Source organism: Pasteurella atlantica (genome assembly GCF_963693435.1).
Classification (GTDB): Bacteria; Pseudomonadota; Gammaproteobacteria; order Enterobacterales; family Pasteurellaceae; genus Phocoenobacter; species Phocoenobacter atlanticus.
On record NZ_OY856306.1, the window covers coordinates 1566182 to 1584670 of the forward strand.

General features: G+C 36.7%; 13 protein-coding genes. 9 read left to right on the top strand and 4 right to left on the bottom strand.

From position 1 onward, the window contains the following. Positions 1-53 precede the first annotated feature (53 nt). Positions 54-7238, top strand: coding sequence for a YadA-like family protein (locus U9966_RS07470; protein WP_322631693.1), 7185 nt, complete (start codon positions 54-56; stop codon positions 7236-7238). 241 nt (positions 7239-7479) lie between these two features. Then, entirely contained in the window at positions 7480-8241 is a 762-nt protein-coding gene (locus tag U9966_RS07475; protein ID WP_306347643.1) for a class I SAM-dependent methyltransferase, read from the top strand. Between the two features lie 14 nt (positions 8242-8255). On the opposite strand, the gene U9966_RS07480 is transcribed toward U9966_RS07475, so the two are convergent. Continuing rightward, the gene (locus U9966_RS07480; RefSeq protein WP_306347644.1) at positions 8256-8471 is read right to left on the bottom strand and encodes a ribosome alternative rescue factor ArfA; all 216 of its coding nucleotides are present in this window, start codon (positions 8469-8471) and stop codon (positions 8256-8258) included. Between the two features lie 413 nt (positions 8472-8884). Between U9966_RS07480 and U9966_RS07485 the strand changes: the two genes are divergently transcribed. From U9966_RS07485 to rsmA, 7 genes are all read left to right on the top strand, one after another. Further along, a complete protein-coding gene (locus U9966_RS07485) occupies positions 8885-9649 on the top strand; it encodes a class I SAM-dependent methyltransferase (protein WP_306347645.1) in 765 nt (254 codons plus the stop codon). Between the two features lie 21 nt (positions 9650-9670). Further along, a complete protein-coding gene (locus tag U9966_RS07490) occupies positions 9671-10723 on the top strand; it encodes an AI-2E family transporter (RefSeq protein ID WP_306347646.1) in 1053 nt (350 codons plus the stop codon). A gap of 183 nt (positions 10724-10906) precedes the next feature. Beyond that, positions 10907-11863 (top strand): thioredoxin-disulfide reductase, encoded by a 957-nt coding sequence (trxB, locus tag U9966_RS07495; protein WP_306347647.1) that lies wholly within the window; start codon positions 10907-10909, stop codon positions 11861-11863. Positions 11864-11885: 22 nt separating this feature from the next. Then, the gene (gene hemE / locus U9966_RS07500) at positions 11886-12950 is read left to right on the top strand and encodes a uroporphyrinogen decarboxylase (protein WP_306347648.1); all 1065 of its coding nucleotides are present in this window, start codon (positions 11886-11888) and stop codon (positions 12948-12950) included. Positions 12951-12968: 18 nt separating this feature from the next. Beyond that, positions 12969-13574 (top strand): YjaG family protein, encoded by a 606-nt coding sequence (locus U9966_RS07505; protein ID WP_306347649.1) that lies wholly within the window; start codon positions 12969-12971, stop codon positions 13572-13574. A 150-nt stretch (positions 13575-13724) separates the two neighbouring features. Next, a complete protein-coding gene (locus tag U9966_RS07510) occupies positions 13725-13997 on the top strand; it encodes an HU family DNA-binding protein (RefSeq protein ID WP_211596980.1) in 273 nt (90 codons plus the stop codon). Positions 13998-14159: 162 nt separating this feature from the next. Further along, the gene (gene rsmA / locus U9966_RS07515) at positions 14160-14999 is read left to right on the top strand and encodes a 16S rRNA (adenine(1518)-N(6)/adenine(1519)-N(6))-dimethyltransferase RsmA (RefSeq protein ID WP_306347675.1); all 840 of its coding nucleotides are present in this window, start codon (positions 14160-14162) and stop codon (positions 14997-14999) included. On the opposite strand, the gene U9966_RS07520 is transcribed toward rsmA, so the two are convergent. The 3 genes from U9966_RS07520 to U9966_RS07530 all read right to left on the bottom strand — a co-directional run bounded on the left by U9966_RS07520 (position 14989) and on the right by U9966_RS07530 (position 18435). After that, positions 14989-15384, bottom strand: a complete 396-nt coding sequence (locus U9966_RS07520; RefSeq protein WP_306347650.1) for a DUF2251 domain-containing protein — start codon at positions 15382-15384, stop codon at positions 14989-14991. The two genes, rsmA and U9966_RS07520, sit on opposite strands and share 11 nt — an antisense overlap. A 377-nt stretch (positions 15385-15761) precedes the next feature. Beyond that, positions 15762-17126 carry an L-serine ammonia-lyase gene (locus U9966_RS07525; protein WP_306347651.1) on the bottom strand — a complete coding sequence of 455 codons (1365 nt, stop codon included), beginning with the start codon at positions 17124-17126 and terminating at the stop codon, positions 15762-15764. A gap of 58 nt (positions 17127-17184) precedes the next feature. Continuing rightward, the gene (locus U9966_RS07530; protein WP_306347652.1) at positions 17185-18435 is read right to left on the bottom strand and encodes an HAAAP family serine/threonine permease; all 1251 of its coding nucleotides are present in this window, start codon (positions 18433-18435) and stop codon (positions 17185-17187) included. Positions 18436-18489 lie beyond the last annotated feature (54 nt).

The window sequence follows — 18489 nt, forward strand, 5'->3', positions numbered from 1 at the left end:
CCCCTCAAAAAATCCTAAGGAAAGGTTATCAACTTAAAAGAAGGTATCTTTTTATGAACAACATCTACAAAATCGTGTTTAATCAAACAACACAAACATACACCGCCGTCAGCGAATTAGCCAAAGGCGCTAAAAAATCACAAACACAGTCTTCTGTCTTCCGTCCTCTGTCTTCAGAACAGCAAGCGGGTACATTCTTACCCAAATTTGCAAAAATTACCTTAGCAATCTCAATGATATTAGGTTTTAGCTCTTCAGCAATGGCAGTGGTTTCTGATGCAGAATTTAAAGCATTAAAACGACAGGTTGAAGCATTAAAAACACAGAAAACTTTTTTTCATGTTAATAGCGCAACAAATACAGGAAGTGGAGATCCAATAACAAACTCAGGTTATATATTTACAAGTGCAGGAGCAAGACGCTTAGGAGCAATAGCTGCTGGGGAAAGTGCAGTTAGTGGTGGTAATAATGCAATTTCAATAGGTAGATATTCTAATGCAAAAGGGCTTCAATCAATAGCTATTGGAGGAAGTGGTGCTCCTTTAAGTGCTTCTTCTGGACTATTATCTCAAATTCAAACGATTGCAAGTGGTTCTCAATCAATCGCATTAGGGGGGGATGTTCACGCTGAAGGAAATGGTAGTATAGCTATAGGTGGAGATGATTTGTTTTCTATTTCAAATACTAATTTTGATGGAACTGATGCTTCTTTAGGTTTAGCACCCACAGAATGGAAAGGTAATGTTGGAGAACTTGGAAAGTATTACAAATCCTTAACAGGCAAAAATATGGATATTTTCACCAGAGGAAAGGAAAAGAAAGAAATAGAAAATCGTTGGACAACTAAATCAAGTGGTGAAGGCTCAGTGGCTATCGGTTTAATGGCTGTATCAGAAGGTGCTTTATCAACAGCTTTAGGAGTAAAATCAAAAGCTATAGGTCTTTCATCGATAGCATTAGGTTTAGCCGCTCAAGCACAAGGAAGGGAATCAATAGCTTTAGGCGCTGCTGCACTTGCCAATAACAAAAACTCCGTCGCCTTAGGTTCAAAAGCAGAAACACGTGCCTTTACACAAGAAGATAGTGCAACAGTAAACGGACTTAAATATAAAGACTTCACTGGTTTTGCGGATGGTGTGGTGTCTGTGGGTAAAGATTATCACGAAAAACAAATCATCAATGTTGCACCGGGTAAAATCGCTCAAACCTCAACCGATGCGATCAATGGTTCACAACTTTTTGCTACCAATAAAGCCATTGGTAATGTTGCAAAATCGGTTAAAAATAACTTCGGTGGTAATGCTGCATTAAATGAAAATGGGAACATTACGTTTACCAATATTGGGGGAACAGGCAAAGGCACGATTCACGAAGCGATTGGGGATATAAAAACCACTGCCGATGCAGCCAAACGTAAAACCCTTGCAAATAGCACTACACTGAATAACAAAGCAGATAAAAATGCAGGTAATTTAAGTACGGCAGATGTTGCTGCGTGGAAGAGAAAAATCGATACAGATACTAACTCTGTTGAAAGAGTCACTAAAGGTGACGGTATTGAAGTAACAGGTGGGACAACAGCGAAAAATAAAAACTGGACGGTCGCCCTATCGCAAGATACCAAAACTAAACTTGCAAAAATTGCTCAAAATGAGACCGCTTTAGGTAATAAAGCAGACAAAAATGCGGGTAATTTAGGCGCAACAGAAGTAAATGCTTGGACAACCAAGTTAAATACAGGTGCAAATATCGCCGCACCAAAAGGCAAGTTAGTGACTGATTCGCAAGTAAAAACTGCTCTCGACACAAAACTGGATGCGGATGATATCACCAGCAAGGATAAATCGGTGACTATTGATACCAAAACTACCGCAGGTAAAGTGGACTTAAAAATCAATGTTGATGGCTCAACCATTAAAGTGAATGACGAAGGTCAATTACAAGCCGTTGCCTCAGCACCAGAAGTGGATGGTACCAGCGTGGCATTAAACTCAGCGGGTAAAGTCTCTGTCAAAGATAAAGGCATTTCAGCTGCAAAACTAGCCGATAATGCGGTAACGGAAGACAAAATTGCAGATGCATTATTAACCGAGTTAAAAGCAAAATCACGTGAAAAAGTGAAAGCGGGTGCGGGTATTAAAGTCAGCCCAACTACCGTGGCTGCGGATAAAGATAACCAAGAATTTACGGTATCATTAAGTGATGCAGTGAAAACCAAATTGGATAACTTAGCCGCTAACCCAAATGCGACTTACTTAAACAAAACAGGCTCAAACATCGGTAATGACACCGCAAAAGCGACCTTCGGTCAAAATGTCGGTAAAGCAAGTATTACGGGTAATGGTACACAGCTTGTTCAAGAAAAAGCCGTGAAAAGCTATGTGGATGGTAAAGCGGTTCAGTTAGGTAACCAAATCACGAATGTGAGCAAAACCTTAAAAGAAGAAGTGGCGATTGTTGAAAACAGTGGCTTAACACTAGATACCACTGCCGCAACCACAACCAAAGGGGCGATTTATACCTTAGGTTTAGATGCAGCGAAAGTAAAAGAAGTGGCAGGCACCACAACCCTTCCTGCTGATTTAGCGGCAAAAGCCAACAAAGATGCGTCTAACTTAACCGACCCTGCAGATGTGGGTAAATGGAAGAAAAAACTGGGTATTGATGGGTTACCAACTAACGCAAATATTGCAAGTAAATTGGAAGCGGATGACATCACCAGCAAGGATAAATCGGTGACTATTGATACCAAAACTACCGCAGGTAAAGTGGATTTAAAAATCAATGTTGATGGCTCAACCATTAAAGTGAATGACGAAGGTCAATTACAAGCCGTTGCCTCAGCACCAGAAGTGGATGGCACCAGCGTGGCATTAAACTCAGCGGGTAAAGTCTCTGTCAAAGATAAAGGCATTTCAGCTGCAAAACTAGCCGATAATGCGGTAACGGAAGACAAAATTGCAGATGCATTATTAACCGAGTTAAAAGCAAAATCACGTGAAAAAGTCAAAGCGGGTGCGGGAATTAAAGTCAGTCCAACTACCGTGGCTGCGGATAAAGATAACCAAGAGTTTACGGTATCATTAAGTGATGCAGTAAAAACCAAATTGGATAACTTAGCCACTAACCCAAATGCGACTTACTTAAACAAAACAGGCTCAAACATCGGTAATGACACCGCAAAAGCGACCTTCGGTCAAAATGTTGGTAAAGCAAGTATTACGGGTAATGGTACACAGCTAGTTCAAGAAAAAGCCGTGAAAAGCTATGTGGATAACAAAGCGGTTCAGTTAGGTAATCAAATCACGAATGTGAGCAAAACCTTAAAAGAAGAAGTGGCGATTGTTGAAAACAGTGGCTTAACACTAGATACCACCGCCGCAACCACAACCAAAGGAGCGATTTATACCTTAGGTTTAGATGCAGCGAAAGTAAAAGAAGTGGCAGGCACCACAACCCTTCCAGCAGATTTAGCGGCAAAAGCCAACAAAGATGCGTCTAACTTAACCGACCCAGCAGATGTGGGTAAATGGAAAGAAAAACTGGGGATTGATGGATTAGCCACTAACAGCAATATTGCCAGCAAACTGGAAGCCAATGACATTATCAGTACAGATAAGACTATAGGTATTGATACCAAAACTACCGCAGGCAAAGTGGACTTAAAAGTCAATCTTGATGGCACAACACTGGCGAAAAATAGCAAGGGTGCAATCGGTCTTATCGATAATGCGGTGACGACGGCGAAAATTTTAAATGCGGCGGTAACCAAAGAGAAACTAGGCACAGATGTCACTACTGTTCTTAATAAAGTCGGTGTGGGTAAAGTAGAAACGGGTAATCAAAACACCGTAACAGGTGGTGCTGTGAAAACGTATGTTGATGGTAAAGCAACGGAGTTAACCACTCAGATTACCAATGTAGGCAAAACCTCGAAAGAAGAAGTGGCGATTGTTGAAAACAGTGGGTTAACACTGACAAAAACAAACGCAACAACAGAGAAAGGGGCTAAATATACCTTAGGCTTAGATGCGGAGAAAGTAAAAGAAGTAGCAGGTACCACTAACCTTGCGACAGACTACTTAAAAGTAGATGGCTCAAACATTGCTAACAATAAAGCAACACTGGGTCAAAATGTCGGTAAAGACACCATTGACGGTAAAACCACGGAGCTAGTTCAAGAAAAAGCAGTAAAAACTTATGTTGATACAGCACTTGAGAAAGTGGGTAAAGCCAAAGACGGTAAAGACGGTTACATCGGCGTTGATGGTAAAGACGGTAAAAATGGCGTCGGCATTGATGGTAAAGACGGTATTACGGTGAAAGGCAAAGACGGTAAAAACGGCGTCACTATCAAAGGTGAAGATGGTGTGAATGGAACCAACGGGGTCATCGGACTAAATGGACACGATGGCATCGACGGAAAACCAGCGAAAGATGTTTCCGCAGACATCAAAGTGGTCAATGGAAAAGCAGGCGTGAATGGAAAAGACGGCGAAAGCTTAACCCGTGTGATTTACCAAGATGAAACTGGTACAACACATACGGTTGCCACACTGGATGATGGATTAGTCTTTGCTGGCAATACGCCGAATAAAGTGATGAAAGCCCTTAATGACACCTTAGTGATTGAAGGACAAAAAGGCACAGACCCAGCTAAACACTTAACGAAAGACGCTGAGTTTGCTGCAGACAATATCTTTGTTGATACCACAGATGGTAAGTTAGAAATCAAACTGGCGAAGAAACTGCAAGGTGTTGAAGGTATTGGCATTGCAGGTAAAGACGGTTTAAGTATTGCAGGGAAAGATGGAGCAAATGGCTTAAACGGTAAAGACGGTGAAAATGCAGTTGCGATTAATGGAAAAGACGGCATTTCAATCAAAGGAAAAGATGGAAAAGACGGCGTATCTATTAAAGGTGAAGACGGTATTTCCATTAAAGGTGAAGATGGCATGGATGGTTTAAACGGCATCGGACTCAATGGAAAAGACGGGATTACGGTTAATGGAAAAGACGGTAAAGACGGAAAAGATTCCATTGCGATTAACGGCAAAGACGGCATTTCAATCAAAGGTGAAAATGGCAAAGATGGCATTTCCATTAAAGGTGAAGACGGCATTGCGGTAAATGGTAAAAATGGAAAAGATGGCGTATCAATCCACGGTGATGATGGCATCAGTATTAAAGGTGAAGATGGTAAAACATTGGTTACTCTTGGTAAGGATGGTCAAAATGGTGTTATAGGGCTTCAAGGAGCACCAGGTAAAAATGGTGCAGACGGCAAATTCTATGACATCAGTATCCAAAATGGAAAAGATGGTTTAGATGGCACCACAACTGACAGAATCGTTTATGTTGATAAAGCAACGGGAGACAAAAAAGAAGTCGCCACACTGGATGATGGGTTAGTCTTTGCTGGCAATACGCCGAATAAAGTGATGAAAGCCCTTAATGACACCTTAGTGATTGAAGGACAAAAAGGCACTGATCCAGCTAAACACTTAACGAAAGACGCTGAGTTTGCTGCAGACAATATCTTTGTCGATACCACAGATGGTAAGTTAGAAATCAAACTGGCGAAGAAACTACAGGGTGTTGAAGGTATTGGCATTGCAGGTAAAGACGGTTTAAGTATTGCAGGGAAAGATGGAGCAAATGGCTTAAACGGTAAAGACGGTGAAAATGCGGTGGCGATTAATGGAAAAGACGGCATTTCAATCAAAGGAAAAGATGGAAAAGATGGCATTTCCATTAAAGGTGCAGATGGCATTGCCGTTAATGGTAAAGACGGTAAAAATGGCGTGACTATCAAAGGTGAAGATGGTGTGAATGGAACCAACGGGGTCATCGGACTAAATGGACACGATGGCATCGACGGAAAACCAGCGAAAGACGTTTCAGCAGACATCAAAGTGGTCAATGGAAAAGCAGGCGTGAATGGAAAAGACGGCGAAAGCTTAACCCGTGTGATTTACCAAGATGAAACTGGCACAACGCATACGGTTGCGACGTTAGATGATGGTTTTATCCTTGCAACGGATAATGGCAAACAAGCAGTAAAACTGAATGACACCTTAAATATCAAAGGGGGCGTAACAGAAACCGCAAAACTCAGTGATAACAACATTGGTGTCGTGAACAATGGTACAGATGGGTTAGCCGTTAAACTGGCAAAAGACCTCACTGGTTTAGATTCAATCGTATTTGGAGCAGCGAAAGGAAATGATGTTGTTTCTATCTCGAATGAAGGCATTAACGCAGGGGGTAAACGCATTACCAATATCGGTGACGCAACACAAGATACCGATGCGGTGAACTACAAACAGTTAAAAGCCCTGAATAATGGTAAAGGTATTGATGTTGCTGCTTGGCAGAAACAGATATTACCGACTATCTCATTCTTAAGTGATGGCAAAGCGGCGGGTGACTTTGAGTTAGGCGAACTTGCATTTGACTTTGGAGATGGCTTAAAAGTTGAAAAACAAACCAAAGATGGAAAACAAGTGGCTCACATTACGTTAGACAAGGAGACCTTGAAAAATGACCCTAACTTTAAAGGGAAAGACGGTGTCAACGGTAAAGATGGAAAAGACGGTAAATCTGCCTATGAAATCTGGAAAGGACAAGCGGGCAATCAAAGTAAGTCAGAACAAGACTTTATTCTTGCTCAAAAAGGTCCTAAAGGTGACAAAGGTGAACCAGGGACTGGAACAGGCTCAGGTTCAGTGGTTAATCCAGAGAAGATTGAAATCCAAAATACGACCATCAACAACAAAGGGGTGACGGTCAATAAAGGTGCGAATATTAATGTAAATAATGGTTCAGAAATTAGCATTAATAAAGGCGGAAACCTCCACTTACAAGAAGGATCTAAGGTAACGGTTGAGAAGAATGTTGACATCAATATGGGTGGAAACCAAATCCATAATATTGCTGCGGGAACCAAAGCGGGTGATGCTGTTAATCTTGCTCAGTTAAATAAAGGATTAGAGGACGTGAGAAAAGGTGCAAGCAGTGGCACATCAAGTGCGATGGCAGCAGCAAGCTTACCACAGGCTTATAAACCGGGACATAGTATGGTCTCTTTAGCGGGGGCAAGTTATGACAAAGCGGCTTCTTTTGCAGTGGGTGTTTCATCGATTTCTGATAATGGTAAATGGATTATCAAAGGAAATCTGAATGCAAATACAGAAGGAAAAGTTGGTGTTGGCATAGGTGCTGGTTATCAATGGTAAGATTAAGATTTAAGAATAGAAATTAAAGATTAATCTAAAATAAAATGCCCTCTTCATTCGAAGGGGGCATTTTTTATTACAACCAATATTAAAACAAATATACTTGTTTTAATATTAGGTATGAAATTTGTAAGTTTTTGAATAAGTTATTTTGTATCTTTCTTAAAAAAATAACTACAAATAGTTCTCAAAATCAGTTAATATCAAACGACTATTTATTATTCAATTAAGGTCTCTTTATATGAAAAAAGAAGAAATTGGACACAATTTTTTAGCTCGTTTAGGTAAAAAACGTCTTCGTCCGGGTGGTAAACTCGCAACAGATTGGTTAATCGCACAAGGGGATTTTAATGAAGATAAAAAAGTGCTTGAAGTTGCGTGTAATATGGGAACAACTGCAATTCAGTTAGCAAAACATTATGGTTGTGAAATTATTGGAATTGATCTAGATGAAACAGCATTAGAAAAAGCACGCAAAAATATTACTGCAGAAAAAGTTGAACATTTAGTGAAAGTAATGCGAGGTAATGCAACCAAACTTCCTTTTGAAGATAACAGCTTTGATATTGTTATTAATGAAGCAATGTTGACGATGTTACCTATTACTGCAAAACAAAAAGCGATCAGTGAATATTTTAGAGTACTGAAACCAAATGGTATTTTGCTTACTCACGATGTAATGTTAAATACGGATGAAGCTGAAAAAACCATCACTGAATTACGTGAAGCAATCAACATTACCGTCACGCCTCTTACTAAGCAAGGCTGGGAGGAACTTTTCCAAAATTGTAGCTTCGAGCAAGTTGACTCTTTTTCTGGCGATATGACACTGCTTTCGCCTAAAGGATTAATTTATGATGAAGGTATTTTAGGTGCTTTAAAAATTATTCGTAATGCGTTAAAAAGAGAAAATTTTGCTACCTTTAAAAAAATGTTCAAAATATTCAATTCTCCTGATAAAAAATTAGGGTTTATTACTGTTCGTAGCCAAAAACTTAAATAACAACAGATTATCAATTAAAAAAGCCCATTTAAAAATAGTCTATTTAGATTACTTTTAAATGGGCTTTCACCTTTCGAGAATGCTTGTTGGTGTTTTTGTTTACGCTGATAACTCCCCTTACCTTTCTTACTTTTTACTATTCGTGTTCTAAATAATGGATCATTTACCATTGCTTTAATCACGCTCTCTTTTATCTCACCTCGTTGATGAGCATAACCTATTTTAGCCATTTTCACTCCTTATTATTTCATATTGACTAGCCTATGTAGTATATCATATCCCAAAATTTTTATAAGCGGTATGATTGTTCTATTTTTTTACAAATTTAATTCCCAATGTAGAAATTGGACATACATCACCCAATAATTAAATATAAATCAATGGGTTATGTTAAAAATTAACCAGATATAGCGGTAACATTTGGTTTAAAATTTACAATTTTATGCTCGATTTTCTCAATAAAAATTATTAATGTATAAAAATCAATAGGTAAAAGTTTATGATTGTTCTGTATTGTTTATATTTAAGCTGAATTAAAATTGACAATATGACTTAATCTAGTATATAACAATAATAAAAACGTTTATAATACGATATACAAGCGGTGAGATAATAACAAAATTTTACAATATGTGAGGTTCTTATGGACAAAGAAAAAATGGGATATGATTTTTTAACTCGTTTAGGTAAAACTCATTTCTACCCTGGTGGTCGAGTGGCAAACGAATGGTTAATGGCGAATGGAGATTTTAATAAAGATAAGAAAGTCTTAAATATTGCCTGTAATAATGGTTCAACTGCAATTTATTTAGCATCAAAATTTGGTTGTCATATCACTGCAATTGATTGTGATGAAGAAATTCTAAAAAAAGCACATAAAAATGTCGCTGAAAGTAAAAAAGTTGCAGATTTAATTACACTTATTCAGGGAGATATTATTAAATTACCTTTTGAGAATAATCAATTTGATATTATTGCAAATGATCTAATGCTAACTTTGTTACCAAAAGAGATGAAACAACAGGTATTAGAAGAGTATTTACGAGTACTAAAACCAAATGGTTTATTCCTCACTCACGATATTATGCTGGAAACAACAAAAAGTGAAGCAGAAGAAGTGATTACGGAATTAGAAGAAGCCATTCAAGCCACTATCGCACCTTTAACAAAATCTGAATGGAAAGAAACCTTTAAACAATCTGGATTTCGTAATGTAGAAACATTTTCAGGAGAAATTTCACTATTTTCTCCAAAAGGATTAATTGATTACAAAGGTTTTGCTGGTGTATTAAAGATTATTGGTAATGCATTAAAAACAAAAAATAATAAATCTTTTATTAAAATGTTAAAAGCATTCCGAGATGCAGAAAATAAGCTCGAATTTATTGCAATTTGTAGTCAAAAATAACCAAAAGAAGAGAAGGTAAATATGTTTGACCTGTTACAGAACTGGTATAGAAAAAAGTTTTCCGATCCTCAAACTGCTGTACTTTTGGGTATTTTGTTTGTAGGTTTTGGTATTATCTATTTCTTTAGTCATTTATTAATGCCACTACTTGTTGCTATCGTCTTTGCATATTTACTAGAATGGCCTATTCACTTTTTGGTGCAAAATTTAAAATTACCCCGACTAATTAGTTTAATTATTGTTCTCGGAAGTTCCATTTCATTATCTGTTTTTCTTTTTATGGTACTGCTACCAAGTTTGTGGAATCAGACAACCACATTCTTAAAAGACTTACCATCAATGCTAAACTCTCTTAATGAATGGTTACAAACGTTACCAGAGCTTTATCCTGATTTAATTAGTTATGCAATGCTTGATTCTTTAATGGCATCATTACAACAGAAAATTTTAGGTTTTGGAGACTCATTACTTACTCTTTCATTAAACTCCATTATTAGCATTGTAGGAATAGGCATTTACTCTTTTTTAGTCCCTTTAATGGTCTTTTTCTTACTCAAAGATAAACACCTTTTTGTACAATCTTTTCTTCGCTTTATGCCCAAAGATCGCAGTCTTGCTGCTCGGGTTTGGACAGAAATGCAATTACAAATCGCCAATTATATTCGAGGAAAATTTCTTGAAATTTTAATTGTTGCCTTTGTCACCTATTTTATTTTACTTACATTTGGATTACGTTATCCACTATTACTCTCCGTTGCTGCAGGACTATCTGTTTTAGTTCCTTATATTGGGGCTGTTTTGGTAACTATTCCTATTGCATTAGTAGCATTATTCCAATTTGGATTATCTCCTGATTTTTATTACTTACTGCTTGCTTTTGCAATTAGTCAACTACTTGATGGAAATATTGTGGTTCCTTTCTTATTCTCAGAAGCCGTTAATTTACATCCTTTAACAATTATTATTGCTGTCATTATTTTCGGTGGATTATGGGGATTATGGGGTGTCTTTTTTGCTATTCCTTTAGCAACCTTGATTAAAGCGGTGATTAATGCTTTACCAGTGGTTGAGTGACATAACATTTTTATGAGTAAAAAAGTAATACTCATTTGTTACCAAATAATCAAGGTAATCACATACTTTATGTATAATTATTCATCTACTCCAACAATAAACTCAAACCTATTTTCATTACAAATAAATAACAAATACGCTAGAATAAACAATACAATTATAACTGAATTATAAGGACAAATTATGACAACAAAACATTGTAAATTATTAATTTTAGGATCAGGACCAGCAGGTTATACAGCGGCAATTTATGCGGCTCGTGCAAACTTAAACCCTGTGTTAGTCACAGGGTTACAACAAGGTGGGCAATTAACTACCACCGATGAAATCGAAAACTGGCCAGGGGAATTTGAGCAAATTACAGGCACGGAATTGATGAATAAAATGCTCGCTCACGCTGAAAAATTTGAAACAGAAGTGGTGTTTGATTATATTCACACCGTTGATTTATCAAAACGTCCTTTTACCTTAAAAGGGGATTCAAATACCTTTACTTGTGATGCGTTAATTATTGCGACAGGGGCATCGGCGAAGTATTTAGGTTTAGAATCAGAAGAAGCTTTCAAAGGGCGTGGCGTATCAGCTTGTGCGACTTGTGACGGATTTTTCTATCGTAACAAACCTGTTGCGGTTGTTGGTGGTGGAAATGCAGCGGTTGAGGAAGCATTATATTTGTCTAACCTTGCCTCAGAAGTGCATTTAATTCATCGCCGTGATTCATTCCGTAGTGAAAAAATCCTTGTGGATCGTTTGATGAAACGAGTTGCAGAAGGCAAAGTGATTTTACACACCGATCGCACCCTTGAAGAAGTATTGGGCGATAATATGGGTGTAACAGGGGCGAAAATTAAATCAACCAAAGATAATAGCGTAGAAGAAGTGAAAGTGGACGGTCTCTTTATTGCGATCGGACATTCGCCAAATACGGCTATTTTTGAAAATCAATTAGCACTTAATAACGGCTATATCGTGGTCAATTCAGGCTTAAACGGTAATGCGACAGCAACCAGTGTGGAAGGGGTCTTTGCGGCAGGCGATGTGATGGATCATCAATATCGTCAAGCGATTACATCTGCGGGAACGGGCTGTATGGCGGCATTAGATGCGGAAAGATTTTTAGATGCACAAGAAATAAAATAATAAAAAATAAGAGGAATAAACAATGACTGAATTAAAAAATGATCGCTATCTGAGAGCCTTATTAAGAGAAGAAGTAGATATGACGCCAGTGTGGATGATGCGTCAGGCAGGGCGTTATTTACCTGAATATAAAGAAACACGTTCACAAGCTGGCGATTTTATGTCGTTGTGTCGTAATACAGAGCTTGCGTGTGAAGTTACTTTACAACCTTTACGCCGTTATGATTTAGATGCTGCCATTTTATTCTCAGATATTTTAACTGTACCAGATGCAATGGGATTAGGCTTATATTTTGAAGCAGGGGAAGGGCCAAAATTTGAACGCCCTGTGCAATCTAAATCTGACGTTGAAAAATTAGGTGTGGTTGATCCCGAAGTTGAGTTGCAATATGTGATGAATGCAGTGCGTAAAATTCGTCAAGAATTAAAAGGCGATGTACCGTTAATTGGCTTTTCAGGTAGCCCTTGGACGTTAGCGACTTATATGGTGGAAGGCGGTTCATCAAAAGCATTTACGAAGATCAAAAAAATGATGTACAGCGATCCACAAACCCTTCACTTGTTACTTGCAAAATTAGCAGAAAATGTGACCGCTTATTTGAATGCTCAAATCAAAGCAGGGGCACAATCTGTGATGATTTTTGATACTTGGGGCGGTGTGCTTGCTCATCGTGATTATCAAGACTTCTCATTACAATATATGCACCAAATTGTGAACGGTTTGATCCGTGAAAATGAGGGGCGTAAAGTGCCAGTTACCTTATTTACCAAAGGTGGCGGATTATGGTTAGAAAAGATTGCTGAAACAGGTTGTGATGCAATTGGATTAGATTGGACGGTAAATTTAAGCGATGCTCGTGCCAGAGTAGGACATAAAGTCGCTTTACAAGGCAATATGGATCCGAGTGTGCTTTATGCAAGCCCACAGCGTATTGAACAAGAAGTTAAACAGATTTTAACGGATTTTGGACAAGGTACAGGACATATTTTTAATCTTGGACACGGCATTCATCAAGATGTACCTGTGGAAAGTCCAAAAATATTCGTTGATGCAATTCATCAATATTCACAAGCCTTTCATAAGTAATTTATTAGGGAATACAAAATGAGAAATCCTATTCATAAACGCATTGAACGTTTTGAAACTTGGCAACACTTGGCTTTTATGCTGTGTATCTGTGAGAGAATGTTACCGAACTTTCAACTTTTCTGTGATGTCGCTTATCCTAAAAATGATGAGCGGTCAGATAATGCGAAAGTTTTGCAAAATATTTTAAATCTTGTATGGGAATATTTAACCATTAAAGGGGCAAAGATCAACTTTGAAAATCAACTTCAAAAATTAGAAGAAATCATTCCTGATACGAATGAATTTGATTTTTACGGTGTATTTCCTGCCGAAGATGCGTGTAAAGCGGTGGCTGAATTATTGCATAGCATTATTGCTGGCGAACATTTAGAACAATCTATTTTAGTGAGCCAAATTTCAATCGCAACCATTATTTCTTACTTAGAAACCTTAGAAGATCGTGAATTTAATGAGCAAGAATTAAAAGCTCTGCCTGAAATTGAACAAGAATTAGATTTGCAGTGGTGGGTTTATCGAGAGTTGAAAGAATGCGAAAAAAGAGACGTTGAGCTGTTGCTTGAACTTAAAAATCAGCTTAGAGAGAGTGGAATTAGTAACATTGGATTAGAATTTAAGCAGTAAATGTGATATTTATCATATTTTTTGCATTATTTACTTTGATTATTGCTAAGTTTCTATTATCCTAAGCATCGCAGTTATGCAAAATTACTAGCTCCAATACTTAAATGAGCTTAGATTTTCTTTTAAAATCAAATTGAAGAGGATACACATATGAATAAAAGTGAATTGGTCGATGCTATCGCTAGCGGTGCAGATCTAAATAAAAAACAAGCTAAAGCAGCACTAGAAGCAACTTTAGAAGCGATTTCTGGTAGCCTTAAAAAAGGTGAACCAGTACAACTTATCGGTTTTGGTACTTTTAAAGTAAACCATCGTAAAGCACGTACCGGTCGTAACCCAAAAACTAAAGAAGCTATCCAAATTGCAGCATCTAATGTTCCAGCATTCACTGCAGGTAAATCATTAAAAGAATTAGTAAAATAAGTTTTATACTAAAATAATTAAGCCTAAAAGCAATATCTTTGTTTTTAGGTTTTTTTATATTTAAGAGTCAAATTAAGAGAAGTTCATTACGTTAATGTAAGGATATTTTTTATTGATTGCGTTATAATGTCTTCAATATTTTATTTATTCTAATTTAGGTACATAATGTCATCAAATTCTAAAAAACACTTAGGGCATACTGCTCGTAAACGTTTTGGTCAAAACTTTTTGCAAGATCAAGATGTTATTCATAATATTATTGCAGCGATTAATCCACAAAATAGTGATTTTTTAATAGAAATTGGACCAGGTTTAGGAGCGTTAACAGAACCTGTTGCTGAGCAAGTTGACAAATTAACAGTTATAGAGCTTGATCGTGACTTAGCCAAACGTTTACGCCATCATCCCTTTCTGAATCAAAAACTCACTGTTATTGAGCAAGATGCCTTAAATTTTAATTTTCGTGAATATTTTAAAACGTTAAATTTAAATGAAAATAATGGTATTAGAATTTTTGGAAATTTACCTTACAATATTTCAACACCTTTAATTTTTCATCTATTAACCTTTCACGATCTTATTCAAGATATGCACTTTATGTTGCAAAAAGAAGTGGTAAAACGCCTATGTGCAGCACCGAATAGTAAAACTTACGGACGTTTAACGGTAATGGCACAATATTATTGCCAGATTATTCCTGTTTTAGAAGTGCCACCATCCGCATTTAAACCTGCACCTAAGGTTGACTCTGCGGTAGTCCGTCTTGTACCTCATACGATACTTCCCTACCCAGTTAAAGATATTAGTTATTTAAATCGAGTGGTGACACAAGCGTTTAATCAACGCCGTAAAACATTGCGAAATTCTCTTTCTCAACTCTTTACAGCGGATCAATTGGAAGCACTAGGAATGAATTTACAAGCAAGAGCTGAAAACCTTAGTCTTGCTGACTATGTTTCATTAGCAAACTGGCTATATGAAAACCAAGATATTAAATATTAACATCTAAATCTGTGATCTCTTTATGCGTCCACATTGTTTCAGGTTGTGGCTCTGGGAATTTGTTATGGTTATATCCGACTAAACCATTAAAATCAAAACTGGCGTGCGGATAATCATTCACGAACAAGTAGGCTTGATAACCACTTTCATCCCAGCAGATTTGGAGTTTTCTTGCTTGTTGTCTTTCTTTTGTGGCATCAACATTATAAATATGTAATGCATCTACCACTGGCTGTGTTACATTATTTAGGTTTAAAGCATAAAAATAACCTGTTTCACCGTCATCTTCAAAAATAACCACTAAGTTGTCGTGTTGTGTGGAATGCACGCCAACTTGTTTGGTTTGCCCAATAAATAGTTTATCTTCAAGTACTAAATGTAACATCCTCTTTCCTGTTTTGATATTCGTAATAAATTGTTAATAGTTTATCACTTAATAAGTAAACATCAATAATCAAGTTAGATTATTTTATACTCTATAAATAAAGCAAAATTATTTTAAATTAAATACTATTTGTACCTAATAAATACCATTTGCGTATAATGGAAATTCAAACTGGGCACATACCCAAATATGCTGTGATCTTTATGATGCTAATAATAGTGCAACTACTACGACACCACCAAAATCAGTTGTTTCGGTGGCTGGATATAGATAACCAAAAAACCTCATCATAAAATGACGAGGTTTTTTAATGTTTAAAAAGTTATTTAGATAATAGGATTTTAAGATAACTGTTAAACTCTATTTAACATTCCTAATTAACTACACAATATTTTAATTGCTAAGCCACCTTGCGAAGTTTCACGGTATTTGGTATTCATATCTTTACCCGTTTCATACATTGTTTCGATAACTTTATCCAAACTTACTTTAGGTTTTGTTGTTCTCAACAATGCCATTCGGCTTGCATTAATTGCTTTCACAGAAGCAATTGCATTGCGTTCAATACAAGGCACTTGAACTTGTCCACCCACAGGGTCACAAGTCAAGCCAAGATTATGCTCCATTGCAACTTCTGCAGCAATAAACACTTGATCAGGGCTTCCACCTAATATTTCTGTTAAACCTGCTGCAGCCATTGAACAAGCAACGCCAACCTCACCTTGACAGCCTACTTCAGCTCCAGAAATAGAAGCATTCATTTTATATAACGAGCCCACTACCCCACAGGCTAACAAATAGCGTTCAATAATTTCAGGTGTCAATGTTGTAATAAACTTTTCATAATAAGCTAAAACCGCAGGCACGATGCCACAAGCACCATTAGTTGGTGCAGTCACTACTCGACCGCCTGCTGCATTCTCTTCATTCACAGCTAATGCAAATAAATTAACCCAATCTATCACTACCATTGGATCATTGAATAAATGACTATTTGACTCTAGATGACGATACAACATACCTGCTCGACGAGGTACTTTCAACGGACCAGGTAAAACACCTTCCGTATGAATACCTTTATTAATACAGGCTTTCATTGTATCCCATACTAATAATAAATGGTTTTCTAACTCTTCTTTCGTATGTAATGCTAATTCATTCTGTAACATAAAGCTAGAAACAGACAAGCCATTATCTTCACAATGTTCAATCACATCATTCGTATTTTTATAAGGAAAAGGCACTTGTATTGGCTGTTCTTCTTCAACACCAAAATGAGCTTCATCAACAATAAATCCCCCACCTATTGAATAATAGGTTTGTTGATATACTGTTTCTTCACCATTTAATGCGGTAATTCGCATTCCATTTTCGTGCAATGAAAGGAAACTGCTATGAAAAGCCATATTTTTGTCAAAATCAAAATCAACAATATGTTCACCTTTAGCTACGGATAATTTAGCTGTTTTTTTCACTTCTAATATAAATGATGGAATAGCATCAATATCAACATTATGAGGTAAATAGCCTGCTAATCCCATAATAATGGCAATATCAGTACTGTGCCCTTTCCCCGTCATTGAAAGTGAACCATAAACATCAACGTGTAATCTCGTTATGCCATTTAACTGATTATTTTGAATAAGTGTATCGACAAATTCTTTCCCAGCCTTCATTGGCCCAACTGTATGAGAGCTAGAGGGTCCCACACCTATTTTAAACATATCAAAAACACTAATCATATACTATCCTTTGGCAATATTTAGCGTGGGAAAACAATTTCCCCACACTGTCTCATTTTTAAAATAATCCGTAAACTACCGCTGAAATTGCAATTAATCCCATTACAGTAACGAAAATATTACTTAATTGACCTTCGTAACGTTTCATTGCTGGCACTTTAGTAATTGCATACATTGGCATAATAAATAAGATCATTGCAATAATTGGACCACCAAGTGATTCAATTAAACCTAGAATACTTGGATTAAGAATTGCAACTCCCCATAGAACAAGTAAAAATACAACTGCAGTTCCACGATTTAATTTTTTTCTATCAATATGTTTAGCGTTTTCACCTTTCATTTTGATATATAAACCTTCAATACCTTCTCTTGCCCCTAAATAGTGACCGAAGAATGAACTGGTAATTGCTAAAAATGCTACCAATGGTCCAAGGTATGAAATAAACGGATTATCAAATTTATTTGCAAGGAATGATAAAATACTGATATTTTGTTGTTTAGCTAGCACTAATTCTGCAGGTGTTAATGTTAATACACAACTGAATACAAACAACATTACAAATACAAGTAACATCGTTGCCGTACCTTTTAATGTTCTACTTGCGTGTTTTTCAGCTAATTCAAATTCTTTATATTCTCTTTGTTGAGATTGAGAGAAAGATGAAATCGCTGGAGAGTGGTTAAAAGAGAAGACTAATACAGGAATAGTAATCCATAATGTAGTCATAAATTCACTCATTGTTGGCATTTCGCTTAACATTGAACCATTCCATTGTGGAATCAAGTAAAGTGATAAACCAAATAGAATAGTCACTAGTGGGAAAACTAACATTTCCGTAATTTTTAACATCACTTTCTCATTCATAAGCATAATAGAAATTAAGCCTGCAATAAGTACAAATGACAAAATAACACGATTAGGTGATACCATTCCCAATTGATTTACAATAAAAGAATCAACGGTATTAGTAATACCATTACCATAAATTAATAAAATAGGAAAAATTGCGAAGAAATACAATAACGTAATTAATTTACCCGCAGTTTGTCCAAAATGTTCTTCAACAACCTCAGTGATATCACTACCAGGTTTACTCGAAGATAAAACAAAGCGAGATAAACCTCTATGTGCAAAATAAGTCATCGGACCGACTAAAATTGCCATCACCACCAATGTCCAGAAACCAGCTCTACCTGCATTAATAGGTAAAAATAAAACGCCAGCTCCAACAGCTGTTCCAAATAAATTTAATACCCACGCGGTATCAAATTTATTCCAACCTTTTACAATAGATTTGTTACTCATAATTATTGTCTCCTTTTGTAAGTGTAAAATCTGTTAACTGTAAAATATAACCTG

Excerpts from the sequence above, each read along its gene's own strand:
- U9966_RS07470 (WP_322631693.1), top strand. The coding sequence starts at position 54 with ATGAACAACATCTACAAAATCGTGTTTAATCAAACAACACAAACATAC.
- U9966_RS07475 (WP_306347643.1), top strand. The coding sequence starts at position 7,480 with ATGAAAAAAGAAGAAATTGGACACAATTTTTTAGCTCGTTTAGGTAAA.
- U9966_RS07480 (WP_306347644.1), bottom strand. The coding sequence starts at position 8,471 with ATGGCTAAAATAGGTTATGCTCATCAACGAGGTGAGATAAAAGAGAGC.
- U9966_RS07485 (WP_306347645.1), top strand. The coding sequence starts at position 8,885 with ATGGACAAAGAAAAAATGGGATATGATTTTTTAACTCGTTTAGGTAAA.
- U9966_RS07490 (WP_306347646.1), top strand. The coding sequence starts at position 9,671 with ATGTTTGACCTGTTACAGAACTGGTATAGAAAAAAGTTTTCCGATCCT.
- trxB (WP_306347647.1), top strand. The coding sequence starts at position 10,907 with ATGACAACAAAACATTGTAAATTATTAATTTTAGGATCAGGACCAGCA.
- hemE (WP_306347648.1), top strand. The coding sequence starts at position 11,886 with ATGACTGAATTAAAAAATGATCGCTATCTGAGAGCCTTATTAAGAGAA.
- U9966_RS07505 (WP_306347649.1), top strand. The coding sequence starts at position 12,969 with ATGAGAAATCCTATTCATAAACGCATTGAACGTTTTGAAACTTGGCAA.
- U9966_RS07510 (WP_211596980.1), top strand. The coding sequence starts at position 13,725 with ATGAATAAAAGTGAATTGGTCGATGCTATCGCTAGCGGTGCAGATCTA.
- U9966_RS07520 (WP_306347650.1), bottom strand. The coding sequence starts at position 15,384 with ATGTTACATTTAGTACTTGAAGATAAACTATTTATTGGGCAAACCAAA.
- U9966_RS07525 (WP_306347651.1), bottom strand. The coding sequence starts at position 17,126 with ATGATTAGTGTTTTTGATATGTTTAAAATAGGTGTGGGACCCTCTAGC.
- U9966_RS07530 (WP_306347652.1), bottom strand. The coding sequence starts at position 18,435 with ATGAGTAACAAATCTATTGTAAAAGGTTGGAATAAATTTGATACCGCG.